Annotated in this window: 18 protein-coding genes; 4 read left to right on the forward strand and 14 right to left on the reverse strand. The window is 67.4% G+C overall.

Annotated elements, in window-relative coordinates:
* Positions 1-53: 53 nt before the first annotated feature.
* Entirely contained in the window at positions 54-641 is a 588-nt protein-coding gene (locus ABQE89_RS13305) for a diacylglycerol-binding protein (RefSeq protein WP_448417213.1), read from the reverse strand.
* A gap of 92 nt (positions 642-733) precedes the next feature.
* Between ABQE89_RS13305 and ABQE89_RS13310 the strand changes: the two genes are divergently transcribed.
* A complete protein-coding gene (locus tag ABQE89_RS13310) occupies positions 734-1,012 on the forward strand; it encodes a hypothetical protein (RefSeq protein ID WP_448417215.1) in 279 nt (92 codons plus the stop codon).
* A gap of 421 nt (positions 1,013-1,433) precedes the next feature.
* On the opposite strand, the gene ABQE89_RS13315 is transcribed toward ABQE89_RS13310, so the two are convergent.
* A complete protein-coding gene (locus ABQE89_RS13315; protein ID WP_448417217.1) occupies positions 1,434-1,751 on the reverse strand; it encodes a hypothetical protein in 318 nt (105 codons plus the stop codon).
* Between ABQE89_RS13315 and ABQE89_RS13320 the strand changes: the two genes are divergently transcribed.
* Positions 1,729-2,535, forward strand: coding sequence for a sensor histidine kinase (locus ABQE89_RS13320; protein ID WP_448417219.1), 807 nt, complete (start codon positions 1,729-1,731; stop codon positions 2,533-2,535). The two genes, ABQE89_RS13315 and ABQE89_RS13320, sit on opposite strands and share 23 nt — an antisense overlap.
* Positions 2,520-3,185, forward strand: coding sequence for a response regulator transcription factor (locus ABQE89_RS13325; protein ID WP_448417221.1), 666 nt, complete (start codon positions 2,520-2,522; stop codon positions 3,183-3,185). The genes ABQE89_RS13320 and ABQE89_RS13325 overlap by 16 nt, the downstream gene beginning before the upstream one ends.
* Positions 3,186-3,197: 12 nt before the next feature.
* Here ABQE89_RS13325 and ABQE89_RS13330 read toward each other — a convergent pair whose 3' ends face one another.
* From ABQE89_RS13330 to ABQE89_RS13365, 8 genes are all read right to left on the reverse strand, one after another.
* Positions 3,198-4,541, reverse strand: a complete 1,344-nt coding sequence (locus ABQE89_RS13330) for a hypothetical protein (protein WP_448417223.1) — start codon at positions 4,539-4,541, stop codon at positions 3,198-3,200.
* A gap of 2 nt (positions 4,542-4,543) precedes the next feature.
* On the reverse strand, positions 4,544-4,849 hold the full coding sequence (locus tag ABQE89_RS13335) for a type VII secretion target (RefSeq protein WP_448417225.1): 306 nt from the start codon (positions 4,847-4,849) through the stop codon (positions 4,544-4,546).
* Positions 4,850-4,889: 40 nt separating this feature from the next.
* Positions 4,890-6,230, reverse strand: coding sequence for a phosphoglucosamine mutase (gene glmM / locus ABQE89_RS13340; protein WP_448417227.1), 1,341 nt, complete (start codon positions 6,228-6,230; stop codon positions 4,890-4,892).
* A 146-nt stretch (positions 6,231-6,376) separates the two neighbouring features.
* Entirely contained in the window at positions 6,377-6,793 is a 417-nt protein-coding gene (locus ABQE89_RS13345; protein ID WP_448417229.1) for a hypothetical protein, read from the reverse strand.
* A 236-nt stretch (positions 6,794-7,029) separates the two neighbouring features.
* Positions 7,030-7,503, reverse strand: a complete 474-nt coding sequence (rpsI, locus tag ABQE89_RS13350) for a 30S ribosomal protein S9 (protein WP_448417595.1) — start codon at positions 7,501-7,503, stop codon at positions 7,030-7,032.
* A gap of 47 nt (positions 7,504-7,550) precedes the next feature.
* Positions 7,551-7,994, reverse strand: a complete 444-nt coding sequence (gene rplM, locus ABQE89_RS13355; protein WP_448417231.1) for a 50S ribosomal protein L13 — start codon at positions 7,992-7,994, stop codon at positions 7,551-7,553.
* A gap of 159 nt (positions 7,995-8,153) precedes the next feature.
* Positions 8,154-9,563 (reverse strand): prolyl hydroxylase family protein, encoded by a 1,410-nt coding sequence (locus ABQE89_RS13360; protein ID WP_448417233.1) that lies wholly within the window; start codon positions 9,561-9,563, stop codon positions 8,154-8,156.
* A gap of 140 nt (positions 9,564-9,703) precedes the next feature.
* Positions 9,704-10,510: a hypothetical protein gene (locus tag ABQE89_RS13365; protein WP_448417235.1), complete on the reverse strand. Its 807-nt coding sequence runs from the start codon at positions 10,508-10,510 to the stop codon at positions 9,704-9,706.
* A 786-nt stretch (positions 10,511-11,296) separates the two neighbouring features.
* On the opposite strand from ABQE89_RS13365, the gene ABQE89_RS13370 reads away from it, so the two are divergent.
* Positions 11,297-11,488 carry an excalibur calcium-binding domain-containing protein gene (locus ABQE89_RS13370; protein WP_448417237.1) on the forward strand — a complete coding sequence of 64 codons (192 nt, stop codon included), beginning with the start codon at positions 11,297-11,299 and terminating at the stop codon, positions 11,486-11,488.
* A gap of 105 nt (positions 11,489-11,593) precedes the next feature.
* Here ABQE89_RS13370 and ABQE89_RS13375 read toward each other — a convergent pair whose 3' ends face one another.
* The 4 genes from ABQE89_RS13375 to eccCa form a co-directional block, all read right to left on the reverse strand.
* Complete coding sequence (locus tag ABQE89_RS13375; protein WP_448417239.1) at positions 11,594-11,890, reverse strand: WXG100 family type VII secretion target; 297 nt, start codon at positions 11,888-11,890, stop codon at positions 11,594-11,596.
* 9 nt (positions 11,891-11,899) lie between these two features.
* The gene (locus ABQE89_RS13380; RefSeq protein WP_448417241.1) at positions 11,900-12,223 is read right to left on the reverse strand and encodes a WXG100 family type VII secretion target; all 324 of its coding nucleotides are present in this window, start codon (positions 12,221-12,223) and stop codon (positions 11,900-11,902) included.
* Between the two features lie 84 nt (positions 12,224-12,307).
* The gene (locus ABQE89_RS13385) at positions 12,308-13,492 is read right to left on the reverse strand and encodes a type VII secretion-associated protein (RefSeq protein ID WP_448417243.1); all 1,185 of its coding nucleotides are present in this window, start codon (positions 13,490-13,492) and stop codon (positions 12,308-12,310) included.
* Entirely contained in the window at positions 13,474-17,313 is a 3,840-nt protein-coding gene (gene eccCa, locus ABQE89_RS13390) for a type VII secretion protein EccCa (RefSeq protein ID WP_448417597.1), read from the reverse strand. The genes ABQE89_RS13385 and eccCa overlap by 19 nt, the downstream gene beginning before the upstream one ends.
* Between the last annotated feature and the right edge of the window lie 29 nt (positions 17,314-17,342).

Below are 17,342 nucleotides of genomic sequence, written 5' to 3' on the forward strand. Positions count from 1 at the left end.
CTGACGGGCACCAACAAACGACAACACCCCCTCCAACCCATAGTTGAATAGGGTCACTTTTGTTTCTCGCCTGTGGCCGAACGACGGTCCTTGGCGACGAACTCGCCCAGCATCGCGACCACCACGCCGAACGCGAAGTACAACGGCGGTAGCCAATGTCCTACCCCGAGCAGGTGATCGGAGTCATCGTTATAGGCGAATACTCCGGTATTGGCGATCAGCACCTCGACGAGCGGCCCGATGACCGCCGCCAACGCCCCACATATTGCACCGGGCCCGTCGCCGAGCACGCACCAGGTGACGATTGCCAGCATCAGGATCAGCACCGTGGTGGGCAGCGCCGGCGACGAGTGGAGAAGCGCGGTCAACATGTAGATGCCCAGCACCGCTGCCACCCCGGCCACGCATTGCCGCAGTGTCGCCGATGCCCGCACCGCGGGCAGATGCAACCGCAGTTCGGCGATGGACACGGTCGCGAGTCCGACCAACAGCGGAAACCAGATCGGGCTGCTCCACACGAACGGCACTGCGTCGGTGAAGTACTCGGTGGTTCCGGTAACGACGTGGCTGTGGTCACCGACCAGCGACGCCGCCGCGCCCAGGACGAACAGAACAACGACTTCCAACACCCGCAGTTTCACGGGAGGACCGTACTCCATCGACAACGATCAGATGAGAACGTTCTCATGTAGCTCTCACCTGGGGTCAACGCCGTTTGTCGAGGATCGACCGTATGCGCCGAGCAATCATCGTGACGACGGTCTTGCTGGTCGGCGGCCTCATCGGCATCGCGACCGTGCTCTTCCGGCCGAGCGCCGGCAGTGAGCCACTTCAGCCGATCACCGTCGAGGCTCCTGCCGTCGAGGACACCGTGCCCCCTGGGTCCCCGACGGTGGTCCCGGATGCGGCTTCGCAGGTCCTTCCGCCACCACCGGTCGTCGACGACGTTCCGCCCCCACCACCGGCCGTCGAGTGGGACGACGACGACGACGATGACGACGACGACGACTGAGGCAACGTGACCGGGCAGGATGGTGGGTAACCCTGGCCCAGGAAAGCCGATGACTGTTCATACCGAGCGACCCGCCCCTGTTCGATTGTGGCGACGCGTACTGCCCTCGGCGGCGCGCACCAGGATCATCGGCTGGGTCCTGCTGTTGGTACTGACCTCTCTCGGCGTCGTGACGTTTGTGACCTGGCGACTTCTGGTGTCGTCCATCGACGCTCGGATGGACGACGCACTGCGCACCGAGGTCAGGGAATTCGCCGAATTGACCTCACCCGGGGTGAATCCGCGCACCGGCGCACCTTTCCAGTCCGTCGACGAGGTGATTCGCGAGGCGATCGCCTACAACCTGGCCCGTCCCAACGAGAAGTTCCTCGGCTACGTCGATGGGCAATACCGCACCCAGAGCAGACAGGAACCCGGTACCTCAGAGGTTCTCGCGCGCGATAGGGCGTTCGCCGAGCGCGTCGCGGCGACACCGGAACCGGTCGAGGGGCGCTACGAGCATCCCGAGGTCGGCGAGGTTCGTTACCTCGCGATACCCGTGACATTGCGGGACGATCCCGCTCACGGCGTGATCGTCGCCGCCTACCTCGCCGACGAGGAGCGCGAAAGCGCCAACGACGCCGCACGCCTGATGCTGCTGGCGGGTTCGATTACGACGGTCGGCGCGGCCGGGGCGGCCTGGGTGCTGGCGGGCCGCATCCTGCGACCGTTGCGCGATGTCGTGGACACGCCACATCACCGATACCGACCTCTCGCTTCGCATCCCGACTCGGCACTCCGATCGACCCGACGAACTGGACGCCGTGGTCACCACGATCAACGGAATGCTAGACCGGGTCGAGGCCGGCGTGTCTGCGCAGCGTCGGTTCATCGACGACGCCGGCCACGAACTGCGAACGCCGATCACGATCGTGCGCGGGCATCTGGAGGTGGTCGACGCCGACGACCCCGATGATGTCCGCGCGACGGTGGCGCTTGTCGACGACGAATTGATGCGGATGAACCGGATGGTGTCAGACCTTTTGCTGTTGGCTCACTCCGAACAGCCGTCGTTCCTGCATCCCGAAGCCGTCGAGGTCTCCGCGCTCACTCAGGAGGCGTTCGAGAAGCTGTCGCGACTCTGTGAACGCGACTTTACGCTGGAGACCTCGGCCCGAATCGTTGCCGTTCTCGATCCGCAACGGATCACCCAGGCGCTCGTCGCGTTGGCCGACAACGCATGTCGCTTCACCGAACCGGGCGGGTGGATCGGAGTGGGATCGCAATTGTCCGGAGATTGGCTGCGGTTCTGGGTGTCGGACTCGGGTCCAGGAGTCAGCGACGCCGACCGCGTCCGGATCTTCGAGCGCTTCGCGCGCGGCGCCGGCCAACGCTCGGACGGCGCGGGTCTCGGTCTGTCGATCGTGCGCGCCGTCGCGGTCGCGCACGGCGGCGACGTGGTACTTGACAGTGTCCCCGGCCGCGGCGCGACGTTCGCGGTCGTCATCCCCGCCGTCACGGAGGACCCATGGCCCGTATCCTGATCGCAGAGGACGAGGCGCGTATCGCGTCGTTTGTCCAGAAAGGCTTGTCCGCCAACGGCTTCACCGTCACGGTCGTGGCTGACGGGTCGTCGGCGTATCAGTACGCGATGACCGGTGACTTCGACCTCATGGTGTTGGATATCGGGCTTCCGGAGATGGACGGTTTCGAGGTGCTCGCCAAGCTGCGCACCGCCGGCAACCACATCCCGGTAATCGTGCTGACCGCGCGCGACAGCGTGCACGACACCGTTGCCAGCCTGGAAGGCGGCGCGGACGACTACATGCCCAAGCCCTTTCGGTTCGAGGAACTGCTCGCCCGAGTTCGGCTACGGCTGACCACCGAGCGCACCGACGAGCTGACGGTGTTGTCCTACGGCGGGTTACGGCTGGATCTGCGCACCCGACGTGCGCACGTCGACGGTCGCACGGTGGACCTGTCGGCGCGCGAATTCGCGCTCGCGGAGGTGTTCCTGCGTCACCCGGGCCAGGTGCTCTCGCGCGAACAGTTGTTGAGCCACGTGTGGGGTTACGACTACGACCCCGGCTCCAACGTCGTCGACGTCTACGTGCGTTATCTGCGGCGCAAGCTTGGGGCGCAGCGATTCGTCACGCTGCGCGGGATGGGTTATCGGCTCGAAGCCGTGCCCTGACACGGATCGACGTCACTCACCTACCTGCGGAAGTTCCTCTGCGGCAATCTCGCACGGCGTTCCTGCGGTCGACGCCGGTTCAGGCGACGATACCGGTGGGGGCGGTTCCACAGGTGGCTGAGCCGCGACGGGCACCGGTGGCGGAGCTTCTTCGGGCGCGGGTTCGCAGCTGGCGTCCGCTTCCTCGTCCGGCTGATCGGTCGCGGATTCGTCATCGGGGGCCTCGTCCGGAGACTCCTCGTCGGTGATCTCGTCACCGATTTCGTCGTCACTGTCGGGCTCATCCGGTTCGGGCGTTTCCTCGAGGTCGAGTGGTTCGTCTACCGCGGAGACCTCCGAGACCTCGGGTAGGTCTGCCAGCGCGTCGTCCGTCGAACCGAACAATCCACCCAGCATGTCATCGAGCTGCTGGGCGAATCCGGACAGTCCGCTTCCGATGTCGGGCATCCCTCCGAGCGCCGGCGCCGGCGGCGGAGCCGTCGCGGCCGCGGGCTCGACCGGCGCCGCAGGAGCAGACGCAGGAGCCGACACCGGTGCGGGCGGGGGCGGTGCCCAGCCGGCCGGTGTCATCGGCGTACCGGGCACCCCAGGTGACGCCGGTGTTCCAGAGGCCGCATTGGGAGTGGTTGCGACACTGTCGGAGTCGGCCGGTATCCACCTCGGGCCGAGATCGCCGGGCACGTCGAACGTCGCATCGGTTGCACCGCTGAGTTCGGCGACGGCGTCGTCGTATGCGGTCTCGATCGCCGCGATCGCGCTGCGCATGGCCTCCACCCATTCCCCACCGATCGCCGTGTCGACGAACGGCTTCACCTCCTGGTCGATCAGCTCGCTGGCCACCGCCCGGTCGCCGGTTCCGGTGGCGAGGGTGTGCGCCGCCGCCAGCCAGGGCCCACGTTGCCCCTCGATGCGCTCGTCGATGCCGTGCGCCGCGGCGACCTTCCCGTCGACGGTCTGCCACAGGCCGTCACGCAGTTCGGTGAGCACACGGGCCGCGTCGCGAACCCCGGCCGCCGCGAGCGCCGACGCCTCGCCGTGGCGGCTCAGGAACTCCTGCGACACCACCGCGCCGCCACCCTGCCATGCGCCCGCGAGACTATTCAGTTGCGCATCCTGGCGGGTGAGCGCGTCCTCTACGGCGGCCACCGCGGTACTGAGCGCGGCGCAGTCGGCGTCCAAGGTCTGCAGGTCGAGTCCGTCCTCCGCGGTGTACCAGTCCGGCACCTGTGCTGGATGCGCGGTGAGGTCGGGGTGTTGGTAACCGAGCATCTGGCAGGCCAGCACCAGGGCCTGGACGTCGCGCACACCAGGCCCTCCGGCCGCCAATCGAGCTGCGACATCGAAGTTCTCAGTCATCGCTACCCCAACCGCACGGCCGCGTGAGCGTCGGCGTCGGCGTAGCGCTGAGCCGATGCGCGCAGCGCGGCGGAGATCTCCGCGGCGGCTCGCGACCACTGCCGCAGTTGACCCACGATGCGATCGACCTCGGCCCGCACCGCGTCGCCGTGCGCCACATACCTCCGGCCCGCGGTCGCGCCGTCGAACCCCAGCCCCGTCAGATGCGTGCGAACCGCGGCGTCGACGACGTCGGCGGCAAGCTGATAGTTCCGCGCCACATCGAGCACCGCCGCCACGTCGACGCGTGCGACGTCAGTTGTTCCCATATATGGATTGGACGACGACGAGGGCCCGCCGGTTCCCTCGTCAGCGTTGCGCGCTGACCTGTTCGGCGACTCGCACGGCGAGTTGGCGTGCGGTGTCCTCGTCGGCCGCCTCGACCATGACGCGTACCACCTGTTCGGTTCCCGAGGGACGCAACAGGATTCGACCGGTGTCACCCAGCTCGGCTTCGACTTGGGCAACCGCGGTACGCACCGACGGGGCATCGGCGACGGTGGCCTTGTCGGCCACCTCGACGTTGATCAGCACCTGTGGCAGCGTCTGCATCGGCGCGGCCAGTTCGGCAAGGGGTTTGCGCGTCTGCGCCATCCGCGACATCAGCCGCAGACCGGTCACCACACCGTCGCCGGTGGTGCCCAACGCGGGCATCACGATGTGCCCGGATTGTTCGCCGCCGAGGGAGTACTTCCCCGCACGCAGCTCCTCCAGCACGTACCGGTCACCGACGCTGGTGGTGCGCACCTCCACGCCCGCCGACCGCATGGCCAGGTGCAGACCGAGGTTGCTCATCACCGTGGTCACCAAGGTGTTCGATGCGAGCTCGCCGGCCTCCCGCATCGCCAACGCGAGAACCACCATGATGGCGTCGCCGTCGATGACGCGCCCGTCGGCGTCGACGGCCAGGCAGCGGTCGGCGTCGCCGTCGTGCGCCAGACCGAGATCGGCACCGTAGGACACCACGGCGGACCGCAGCGTGTCCAGGTGCGTGGAACCGCAGCGTTCGTTGATGTTGAGCCCGTCGGGTTCGGCGTTGATCGCGATGACGTTGGCGCCCGCGGCGCGATAAGCCCGCGGCGCGGCTTCCGAGGCGGCACCGTGCGCACAGTCGACGACGACGGTGAGGTCGTCGAGGCGGGTGGTGACGGCCTTGCCGACGTGACGCAGATAGCGCTCCAACGCATCTTCGGCGTCCACGACCCGCCCGATGCGCGGGCCGGTCGGCCTGGCGCCGGGCCCCTGGTGAACCAGTTCTTCGATGCGGTCCTCGGTGGCGTCGTCGAGCTTGTGGCCTCCGGGCCCGAAGATCTTGAGGCCGTTGTCGGGCATCGGGTTGTGCGAGGCACTGATCATCACGCCGAAATCGGCGTCGTAGGCGCTGGTCAGATAGGCCACCGCGGGCGTCGGCAGCACGCCGACGCGCAGCGCGTCCACGCCCTCGCTGGTCAGGCCGGCGATGACGGCGGCTTCGAGCATCTCGCCGCTGGCGCGCGGATCACGACCCACCACGGCGACCCTGCGGGCCTGCCCGCCGCCGATGCTGCCGAGTCGCCGCGCCGCCGCGGCACCGACGGCCAGCGCCAACTCGGCCGTCAGATCCTGGTTGGCGACGCCGCGCACCCCGTCGGTGCCGAACAGTCGTGCCATGTCGACAAACTTCTCACAAACCGGGCCCAAGGTGCCAACCGCCGACGTCGGCACCCGTGCCGCCGCTCAATCGGTACGGAAACGCAATCGAAGACGGCTCACCGCCCGCATCCGGGCGGAGGACGCGGACGGTGAGTCGCTGTCGGTTAGTTCTGGTCGGCCGAGGGCTCCTCGGTCTGCTCCGCCGACGTCGTCGGCGAGGCCGGTGCAGTGGGGGTCTCCCCTGCCTGACCAGGCGCGTTCTCAGACTGGCCGGGGCCATTCTGCTGCACGGAAACCGCGCCGAGGTTGTTCGTGCAGACGTTCTGCTGGCCGCCATTGGCCTCGACGGACTCGACCACGCTGGTCACCTGGTCGACCTCGACGTCGCAGACGCCGGCCGCGATCTGAGCCGCGGCGGCCACGTCGACGTCCTCGAGCACGCCTGCGGTTCCGATCACCACGTTGACCTGGCCGTCCTGGGTGGTGTCCGGCTGAGCGTTCGCCAGGCCCAGGCCGGCGGCGAACAGCAGCGATCCACCGAGTACCGCACCCGCGGCAGCGTTCTTTGCGATGTTTCTCATGGTTGCTCCTTTTCAGTCGGGAGGCGCCAATCCGGATCCCCCAACGAAGCGACTGACTTCGTTCCGGTGGCAGAGCGGCTGCCGCGCATGCAGCGCTGACGCCTCGACCCCGGTTTATTCACGATCGGTGCGAGATTCAAACCAAATTTTCACAATTGAGCCGTACCCGCAGGTCAGGACGTCAAAGAAAAACCGCCGGGCACCACGAGGGCACCCGGCGGTCTCCGATCGATTGATCAGCGCTTGCTGTACTGAGGCGCCTTGCGCGCCTTCTTGAGGCCGTACTTCTTCCGCTCGATCTCGCGCGGATCGCGGGTCAAGAAGCCCGCCTTCTTCAGTGCCGGCCGGTCCTCGGGCTGCACGAGGATCAGCGCCCGGGCGATGGCCAGACGCAGCGCGCCTGCCTGCCCGGACGGGCCGCCACCATCGAGATGGGCGTAGATGTCGAAGCTGTCCAGCCGGTCGACGGTCACCAGCGGGGCCTTGATGAGCTGCTGATGCACCTTGTTGGGGAAGTAGTCCTCCAGGCTGCGTCCGTCGAGATGGAACTGGCCCGTACCGGGCACCAAGCGGACTCGGACGACGGCTTCCTTGCGGCGGCCGACGGTTTGCACCGGGCGGTCGATGATGACCGGTTCCCGCGGCGCGGCGGTCTCAGTCACATCAGTCTCGGGAGTCTCGTGGGCCTCGGGGGTCTCAGAGGTCTCCACGGCGGCCGTCTCGGTCACGTCTTCGGTCACGTCTTCGGTCGTTTCACTCACTGGGCCACCTGCTTGATCTCGTACGGAACCGGCTGCTGGGCACTGTGCGGGTGGTCCGGGCCCGCGTAAACCCGCAGCTTCTTCTTGATCTGGCGACCCAGCTTGTTCTTCGGCAGCATGCCGAGGATCGCCTTCTCCACGACGCGGTCGGGATGCCGCTCCATCAATTCGCCGATCGTCCGCTTCCGCAGCCCGCCGGGGTAACCCGAGTGGCGGTAGGCGTACTTGTTCTGCAGCTTGTCGCCGCTGATGGCGACCTTCTCGGCGTTGACGATGATGACGAAGTCACCTCCGTCGACGTTGGGCGTGAATGTCGGCTTGTGCTTGCCGCGCAACAGATTTGCTGCCGCAACGGCGAGCCGGCCGAGCACCACGTCGGTGGCGTCGATGACATACCACGAACGTGTGGTGTCACCCGCCTTCGGCGCGTACGTAGGCACAGCGCTACCTCTTTCATCTCGGGTTGGATCCCGGTGACCCGGGTGCCGGTCAGGCGTGACGGCGGGGCTGTCCTCGGCGACCGACATTGACCCGAGGCCCTGGCGTACCGCGCGCCAACGAGGCAGCTTACCTGCGGGCGTCGTCGCAGGTCAAAACGGCTAGAGCAGCTCGAACCGGGGGTCCTGGCGACCGGTGACGGTGCGCAGTACCGATTCGAAGAATGGCACGTTGACCTCGGCGTTCACCTCGGGGCTATGGATGAAGTTCGGAAAGGTGCTGATCTCGACCAACTGGGCGGTGCCGTCAGCGCCAAGCGACGTGTCGATACCCAGCAGAAGATAACGGTCCCGATCGGAGGCCTCGATGCATTCGGACAGGACGGGCCGCAACTGCGCGACGAGGTCGCGGATCGCCGGAAAGTTCTCGACGAACGAGCGGTCCTGAGATCCCGGCCGCACCTCGGATTGCGCGCCCCGGGTCATCGCGAGGCCGGTCTCATAAAGGCGCAGCTCGCCGTTCCACACCATGGCGTAGGCACGCGCGCTGAACTCGATGGCCTTGCCGCCGGGCCGCTGCGACGGGGCCAAGCCCGCCGTCTGGGCCAACGCGTTGCTCACCCGACGGTCGATCAACTTCACCAATCGGGTGTTGATGTCCACGCTGGACAGGTCGGCCTCCGAACCGGCGTAGGTGTCCCAGTAGGTGAAGCAGCAATCCACTCCGTCGGCGGCCGCATCGTCCTTGAGGTTGTCGCGCGCCTGCCACCACAAGCGTTCGGCGCGGTTGACGACCAGCGCGATCGAATCACGAGGCGGGACCGTTCGCGCCGGCCTCGCGCTCGGCAAGGAGTTGAACTCCTGCACCTCGGTCATCGGGCGTGCGTGGAACCAGATGTTGAACGCCCACTTCTCGCCCCGCCTCACGGGGCTTCCGGCATGCAGACTGTCGGGGTGCGGCACATTGATGTCCTCACCGACGTCATGAAAGATCAGCAATCGGCCGGGCCGCGCAGCCACGGTGAGGTTGAGTTTCGGAAACGTCGTCGCGCCACCGTCATCCACTTCGTTCAGGTAGACGAGCCCGGTCACCAACCGCTGCCCGCCTTGACGGCAGCAGCGTCGGCCCTTGGGTGTCGAAAGGTCGTAGGCGTCGAAGTGGGGCCGGTACTCCTGTTCGGGCCCGTAGTGAATCACCTGTAAGGCTTCGGCGTGACTCAACGGGATACCGACGATGGCCGCGATGCGTTCACCGATGCGACGAACGACCGGATCGGAGTCGTAGCGCAGCCAGCAGTTGCCACCCGACCGGCCGGGCACGACCCCGTACTTGTCGTCAAAGGAGACTTTGGCTTGGCGGATGCGGCCGGAGGCACTGTCGATGATGTGAGCGATCTCGTCGGGGCTGAGCACATCTTCGATGACGGCCACCATCGGATCCTCCGACAGCACAAGGCTTCCCGGATACGCGCGCTTGACTTTGGCGGCGGGCATGTCCGACACCGGCCCCTCCCCGGGTGCTGGGCGTCCGGCCTCGGTCGCTAGGACGGCTTCTTCCAACGTCCGCTCCATGCTATCCAACATCGCTTTGTCCGCTTCCTGCTTGACGATTCGACCCCATCGCGGTGATGCGTGGTGGGTGGTCACACCCCGGCCGATGACGAATGGCCACCGACCGGAGTGTGACCGACGGGCTCAGCCCGTGGCTCCCCTTAGGGCTCCGATGCCGGTTCGGGCTCCGGTGCTGGTTCCGGTTCCGGTTCCGGCTCAGGCTCGGGCTCCGGCTCGGGCTCGGGCTCCGGCTCAGGCTCGGGCTCCGGCTCGGGCTCGGGCTCCGGCTCGGGCTCGGGCTCCGGCTCAGGCTCCGGCTCCGGCTCGGGCTCGGGCTCGGGCTCCGGCTCGGGCTCCGGCTCAGACTCGGGCTCGGGTTCGGGCTCCGGCTCGGGCTCCGGTTCGGGCTCCGGCTCGGGTTCGGGCTCCGGCTCCGGCTCCGGCTCGGGTTCAGGTTCGGGCTCCGGCTCCGGCTCGGGCTCCGGCTCCGGCTCCGGCTCAGGCTCAGGCTCGGGTTCAGGCTCGGGCTCGGGTTCGGGTTCAGGCTCGGGTTCAGGTTGCGGTTGCGGCTCCAAACCGCCCGGAATATCCGGGAAGTTCTTGGGCAGCACCGCATCTACCAGTTCGCCGAGGCCGACCAGGCCGGCGACGCTGACGGCCGTACCCCGGAACAGTTGATAGGCCGTTTCAGTGGCGAGGTTGAACAGCGTGATCGCTTCGCGAAGGAATGAGTGGGCCCGCTCCGGCGAGCAACTGCCCGCCTCCTCAAGCTCACAGGCCTTGATGGCGGCGACGAAATAATCCGCGGCCCCTTCCGGATCCTCGGCCCCGACGCCTGTCTGCTGCGGCAGGCCGTGGCCGGATACGGTCGCCGGCGCAGCTAATGCGACGATCGAACCTTCTGGGGTCATCACCCAACCGAGGCCGGTCGAATGAGCGAGACCCGTCGCAAATGCCGCGCTGGTCACTCGCTTCCTGACCTTATGCCTATCCTGCGGTACCCGATGCTGCGCTTTCGTTGTGTCTTGATCACTCATGATCGCTGCGACTTTCCGCTAGTTCCGTAGTGCACATTCGCGCACCCCCTGACATGTCAATGCCGCGTACCAACTCCGTCCGAAGAGTCGGTGATGACATTGCCGCCGTGACCCGCGCGCAGAAATCGGCGGGAACGAATACCCACATCTCGGTTTGCAGGTTCGCTACGGCACCCCGCGGCACGCCCCACGTTCTAACCCCCTCATTGCTCTAAGAGCATGCAGTGCACCTGATCTGAGCAGGTGCTTGCGAACGCTGGAATATATTGACGTTCTTGTCAATATTTGTTGTAGAGCAAGCTTGGGGCCCGTTTGCCCCAGCGCTCGACGACTCACACGCAGCCTCCGACGGGCCGTCGCGGCATGTCGATATCGAAGGGGCCGGCGCCTGGCGCGCCTGTTCCTGTGCGGGCAATTCCCCCTTACGACCCTTTCGACGGCCGCAGTCAGCGTGCGTAAGTAAAGTTATGACAAATTCGGCCGGACGTCTGCGTTTTCAAGTAAGTGCCGCGCACTCGGCACATCACGACATCCCGTATCGCCGGTCCTGCCGCTCAACGCTTTTCGTTACTTAGCCAAGGAAATCATCGGAAACGCGCCGGCCGGAAATCTCGCCAAATGTAGGGAAACCCCGGATTCGTTCGGCGTCGAATGTCCCTACCGTGCCAAACGACGGACATCTTGCCGTCGCCCATTCAAGATCATCACGGAGTCAACATGTTTCGACTGTTCATCGTCTCGGCGTTCGTATGCGCGGCAGCGGGCGTCGGCGCGGCAACCGCCGGCGCCGATGTCTATTACAAGAACTGCACCGCAGCGCGTGAAGCGGGCGTCACACCGATCATGCAAGGTCAGGACGGTTACGGCGAGCATCTGGATCGCGACGGCGACGGCATCGCCTGCGAGTGACGGCGTCCGTGTCACCGTGGCCGACGGTCCGCGGCCACGGTGACACAGACTGTTTCTGGCGACCCGTTGTCTCCCCTCCAATCGGATCCACACAGAGTCTTTTGGTCAGGCACCCCAGGCGGTGGCCGCCCTGCGGTCCGTCGCGGCGACCTCGTCGGCGCCGTCGCGCACCGCATTTCCCAGGCTGAACAGGATTTCGTTGAGTGCCCCCGCCGCCTGTTGCCACCGGGCCTGCTCGACGCGGTACGCCGCGGCGGCCTCGCGTGTCCACACTTCCTGCAGAGGAGCGATCTGTGCTCGCAGTTCATCGAGCGCGGCGTTCAGTCGGGCGGAGGTCGAGTGGATCTCCTGACGGATGGTGTACTCGATCTCGTCGAAGTTGTACGAGAGCACGTCGGACACTGCAACTCCTCAGAGATGGTGGGCGACCGCACCGATTTGGTGCGAGTGGCTTTCGGCGGCTTCGTGAAGCGTCTGTTGGTTCAGCCGGATGGTTTCCGCGATTCGTTGCAGCGCGGCGTGCAGTTTGACCGATTCGGCATTCCACCGCTCCACGACCTCCCGGAATCGGGAGGCGGCCACTCCGCCCCATACCGACGGCGGCACGCCGCTCATCCGCCCGATGAACGACTGAAGCATCGCGCGGATCTCCTCGTTACGCGCGTCGGTCTTGTTCGCGACCGCGGTCATCAGGCCGAAGTCAGTGGTCAGAGGTCCACCCGCGGGTGTGGTCATGGGCGTCCTTTCCTGTCGTGTTTGTGCTTCTACAGAGTTCGACGCGGGCGGCGACCCTGCGGTTCCACGCGACACCGAAGTTCTTCAGTGGAGGTAATGCGCCGTACGGACGGCGTGATCGCAAGCCGCACGCACAAGGTGTTCGCGTCCGGGTGCGCTCTGACAGCCGATCGCGATGCGGACCGGGCCGTCGATCAGCACCGTCCACCCGACGTTCTTGTCCGCCCGCGCCTCGCGATAGGTCACCACCGCTTTTCCGGCCCGCCGGTCGGCGGGGTTGAAGTCCACGAAGGTCCCGTCCGGTTCGTCTACCAGCGCCCGGTGCAGCGCTGCGGCCACCTCGGCCAGGGTGGCCGTCGGTGGACCCTTCGATTGCGTGACGTGCAGCGCCGTCGTCGGGTCATTCGGCGAAACCACCTGCACCCGAGCCGATCCCGGGCCCGACGTGACGCGTTGCACCCGCCAGGCTGCAGGCACCATGACGGCCACGCTGCCCTCGGTCATCAACGCCGTCGGCATGTCCGCCGCCTCCCGATCCGCCGGGCGTATCAGGACGCCGCCACCCACCGCGGCCGATGCCACCACGCCGGCCAGCACCGCGGCCCCGCGACGTCCGAACCGCCCCCGCGTCCGCCGAGCGGTGGACTCGACGGCCTCGCTCACCCCGACCGCGGCGTACCGCAGCCCGTCCCCATCGACAACCGTCACCCGCGCACCGGTCGCGCGCAGACGTTTCGTGATCTCCCAACCGAGGCGCTCACCTCCCGGTATGCCTTCCGACGCGCCGACTACCACATCGGCGACCGCACCGACAGCGACGACGACCGCCTCCGCGTCGGCTGTCGCATCACCTGACCGCCGCGCGACCACGGGCCGGCGCATACCGGGACCAAAGACGATGACGAATTCCGCAGCCGGCTCGACGATCGCCGCACGCGTATCGCCGAGACGGCGCAGAATCGTCGTCTGCGGCACCATCTGCACCGAAGGCGCCGCGGTATCTGCTGCGCGCCGCACGAGGGAGATCCGCGAGGACGACCACCAAGCCGGGTAGACGAGCGTGATCTTGTCGGCGCCGTCGCCCGCGACGGTCGACATCAACTCGGCCCAGATCTTGGCGACTGTGACCGGGCGGTCGTCGAGCAGCGCGATCTCGTCGTCGATACAGTCGATCGCGGTGGTAATCCATTCCGCGCACGCCTCATTCGGACCTCTGACGGTGCCGGGTCCCACCTCGACGACGACCTCGGTCACGGTGGGTCGGTCCACGCCACCTGGACGAGTTGATCCGCTTGGCCGCGACTGACCAGTGTCGCCCGCCCGGGCGGCAGCGGCGACGGGCGCACCGTTCCGAGCAGCACCCCGTCATCCGCGCTGGCGCTCATCATCAACCCCGCGCTACCGAGCTCGCGAAGGCGGGCCAGCACCGGGTCGAACATGGCCCGCGCCGCGCCGCCGGAGCGACGGGCGACGATGACATGCAGGCCGAGATCTGAGGCGTGGGGCAGCAAGTCGGCCAGCGATGCCAGCGGGTTGCCCGCGGCGGCGGCCGCCAGATCGTAGTCGTCGACAACCAGATAGACCTCCGGACCCGACCACCAGGACCGTGTGCGCAACTGTTGCTGTGTGACGCACTCGTCGGGCATCCGGGATTGCAGGTCGCCGACGACGGCACGCAGCCGCGACGCCAGCCCCGCCGGCGACATGACATAGCCGCCGAGGTGTTCGGACTCGACCACACCGAGCAGGCTTCTACGGAAGTCGACCAGTTCGAGTCGGGCCTCGTCCGGACCCTTGACACGGGTGAGTTCGCGGCACAGCAGGCGCAGCACGGCGGTCTTGCCGCAGCCCGGTTCGCCGAGGATCAGCAGGTGCGGATGCCCGTCGAAATCGACTGTCACTGGTTCTAATTCACGTTCGTCGATACCGATCAGAGGCTGGCTGCGCAGGTTGCGACCGGTCGCCCGCGAGATCACGTCGCGGTACTCGACACGGTTGGGCAGCAGTTTGACCGGCGGCGTGCGAGCCCCGTCGCACCGGTCGGTGAGCCGGGCGACGGTTTCGGCGATCGCCGCCGTGAGGCCGTCGGCGGTGCGCCTGCCGTCCCATCGCGGCAAGGCCACGACCATTTCACGGCCCTCTGCGGTGATCCCCCGCCCGGCCGGACGCCCCGACAGCAGGCGCGCCCGGTGCCGGTTCATCTCGGAGTCGACCGCGTCGCCCAGACGCAGTTCGATGCGCGTCGCGAGCTGATCCTTCAGCGCCGGGCGCAGTTCGGCCCACCGCGATGCCGTCACCACGACATGTACGCCGAAGGACAGTCCCCGGGCCGCGATGGCGGTGACGGCGGGCTCCAGATTCTCGAACTCCTGTCGCAGCGTCGACCATCCGTCGACGACGAGGAACACGTCACCGTACGGGTCCTCGGCCGTCGCCGGATCCCCCGCCGCCCGCATCCGTCGGTAGTCGGCCATGGAGTCGATTCCCAGACGGCGAAACCGCGCCTCCCGCGCCGAAATCACCGATTCCACCACCGCGACCGTGCGCCGGCACAGGTCGACGTCGCCGCGGCCGGCCACCGCCCCGACGTGGCCGAGTTGTTTCAGTGACGCCAGCGCGCCACCCCCGAAGTCCAGACAGTAGAAGCCGACCTCGGTCGGGTCGTGCCGCTGCGCGAGCGCCAAGATGAGCGTACGCACCGCGGTCGACTTGCCCGACCGTGTCGCCCCCACCACCGCCACACTTCCCGATGCGCCGAACAGGTCGGCGACCAGGAGGTCATGGCGCTGTTCGAGCGGATTGTCGACCAGTCCGATCGCCGCCGCGCCGCGGGGACAGCCGTCGTGCGGCAGCATGTCCAGGGTGGGCGGGTCCGACAACGGAGGCAACCACACCCGATGTGCTGGTGTGCCGTGGCCCGAAACCCGGTCCAGCACGGTGTGCAGCAGCGTCGGTGCTCCGGCGTCGTTCGCAGCGGTAGCTGCCGCGACCGCGTCGTCGCGCACCTGGCCCACCGTTGCGGCGGTGAACACCGCCGGCCGCACCGGTCTCGTCGGCGCGACGGCGGGCCGTTCGGATCGTCGAGAAGGCCCCGAAACGAACGCGGTCTGAAAGCGGACGAGGTCGCCGGAAGCGGTCTTGAGATATGCCGCGCCGGGGGCGCTCGGCAGGTGACTCGCGTCGGGCATGCCCAGAACGGCACGTGATTCGGAGACCGAGAAGGTTTTCAGACAGATGCGGTAGGCCAGGTGCGTCTCCAGTCCGCGCAGTCTGCTCTCGTCGAGTCGCTGACTGGCCAGCAGCAGATGCATGCCCAGCGACCGTCCGAGGCGGCCGATCGTGACGAAGAGTTCGGCGAATTCCGGGTGCTGACTCAACAGTTCGGAGAACTCGTCGACCACGATGAACAGCGCAGGCAGCGGCGGCAGCGGCGCGCCCGTCGAACGCGCCCGCGCGTACTCGCCGACGTTGGCGAAATTGCCCACCGACCGGAGCAGTTCCTGTCGGCGCATCATCTCCCCGGTGAGCGCATCGTGCATCCGACTGACCAGGTGGCTCTCATCGGCCAGATTCGTGATGACGGCCGCGGTGTGCCGTGCCCGTTCCATGCCCAGAAACGTTGCGCCGCCCTTGAAGTCGACCAGGATCAGGTTCAGCGCATCGGGTGAGTTCGCGGTGATCAGGCCCAGCACCAGCGTGCGCAGCAGTTCCGACTTACCTGACCCCGTCGCGCCTACGCACAGTCCGTGTGGGCCCATACCGCCGCGGGCGGCCTCATTGATGTCGAGTTCGACGCACGCGCCGCTCTCGGAAACACCGATGGGCGCTGGCCGGACGTGTCCGCCGACACTTGAGGCCCATCGCTGGTCGGGGTCGAGACCAACCAGATCGTCGATGCCCATCAGGGCAAGCCACCCGGGTGCCGGGGAACGCGCACCGCGGCCCGGCGCCGGCGCGGCGATCCGGTAAGGCGCCAGTCGACGAGCGCACACCTCGGCCTGGGTGCGCGTCAGCGCATCGGCCTGTGCGCCAACTTGCTCGGTCTCGCCGACGGTCCTCACCCATCCTGCGCACACGTGCAGTACCCGTCGCTCGTCGGCCCGGGATGCGTCGTGATCCATGCCCACCGCGAGAACGGTGACGCCCGCGGCGGGTAACGGCCCGAAGGGGGTCCCGCCATCCATCACGATCAGCAGGTGGCGGCCGTCGTCTCCGGCCTCCGCCGTGGCGTCGCCGAGATTCCGATAGGCCAGCCGCATCGCGCCGGCCCCGTCGCCTCTGCGCGGGTGTTGGTGGTGAGGCAGCCATTTCAGCCAGTCCCACTCCGCACGGGTATCCGCGTCGGCCACCGCGGCGATCGCGACGTGGTCGGGTCCGTGCAGAACCGCCAGTTGACACACGATCGCGCGAAGCAGCGACCGAGCTGCCTGCGGATCACCGTCGACGGTCAGCAGCCGAGATTCCCGCAGCGCCAGGGTGATCGGTACGTCGGGCACCGACGAGCGGACATGGAGCAGCCTGTGCAGGGCCGACACCGTGACCGGGTCCGGCTCCTCGTCGGCGCCGAGTTCGGGTGGCACCAGGGTGGTGGACGGCACCGTGTCACCGCAGCCTATGCGGATCAGGCAGAAGTCGGGATCGTCGGGCCCGCGCTCCCACATCCGCGGTCCGCCCACCAGCGTCCACAGCGAACTCGGTTCCGGATGACGAAACCGCGTCGAGCTCCGCTGCGCGTCGGTGGCCGTGGCCAGGACCGCGTCCAGACCGTCCAGATAGCACAGGTAGCGCTGTCGGTCCCGATTGACCTCGGCGGTGCGGTTGGCACCGCGCGCCCCGGAGACCAGCGTGCCGAGCACAGACGTCAGCATCATCACCGGGAAGAACATGAACATCGGATTACGCATCGTCGTCGCACCCGAGGTGAAATACACCGCCATCATCCCCACGCAGGCCACCAGCATGGCGATCGGCAGGAGTCGACTGAGCGGGTTGGCGGGCAACAGCTTCGGCACCGGTGGCGGAGGGTCGACCGCCACGTCGCCGCACGCCATCGGTGGCACGGTTCGTCGCGGCTCGCGCAGAAACTCCATCGAATTGATGGACGCACCGACCGCGAGTC

The sequence above is a fragment of the Mycolicibacterium sp. XJ1819 genome (assembly GCF_053483675.1).

Coding starts and splice junctions, on each gene's coding strand:
- ABQE89_RS13310 (WP_448417215.1), top strand. CDS start 734: ATGCGCCGAGCAATCATCGTGACGACGGTCTTGCTGGTCGGCGGCCTC.
- ABQE89_RS13320 (WP_448417219.1), top strand. CDS start 1,729: ATGTCGTGGACACGCCACATCACCGATACCGACCTCTCGCTTCGCATC.
- ABQE89_RS13325 (WP_448417221.1), top strand. CDS start 2,520: ATGGCCCGTATCCTGATCGCAGAGGACGAGGCGCGTATCGCGTCGTTT.
- ABQE89_RS13330 (WP_448417223.1), bottom strand. CDS start 4,541: ATGACTGAGAACTTCGATGTCGCAGCTCGATTGGCGGCCGGAGGGCCT.
- ABQE89_RS13335 (WP_448417225.1), bottom strand. CDS start 4,849: ATGGGAACAACTGACGTCGCACGCGTCGACGTGGCGGCGGTGCTCGAT.
- glmM (WP_448417227.1), bottom strand. CDS start 6,230: ATGGCACGACTGTTCGGCACCGACGGGGTGCGCGGCGTCGCCAACCAG.
- ABQE89_RS13345 (WP_448417229.1), bottom strand. CDS start 6,793: ATGAGAAACATCGCAAAGAACGCTGCCGCGGGTGCGGTACTCGGTGGA.
- ABQE89_RS13360 (WP_448417233.1), bottom strand. CDS start 9,563: ATGGAGCGGACGTTGGAAGAAGCCGTCCTAGCGACCGAGGCCGGACGC.
- ABQE89_RS13370 (WP_448417237.1), top strand. CDS start 11,297: ATGTTTCGACTGTTCATCGTCTCGGCGTTCGTATGCGCGGCAGCGGGC.
- ABQE89_RS13380 (WP_448417241.1), bottom strand. CDS start 12,223: ATGACCACACCCGCGGGTGGACCTCTGACCACTGACTTCGGCCTGATG.
- eccCa (WP_448417597.1), bottom strand. CDS start 17,313: ATGGAGTTTCTGCGCGAGCCGCGACGAACCGTGCCACCGATGGCGTGC.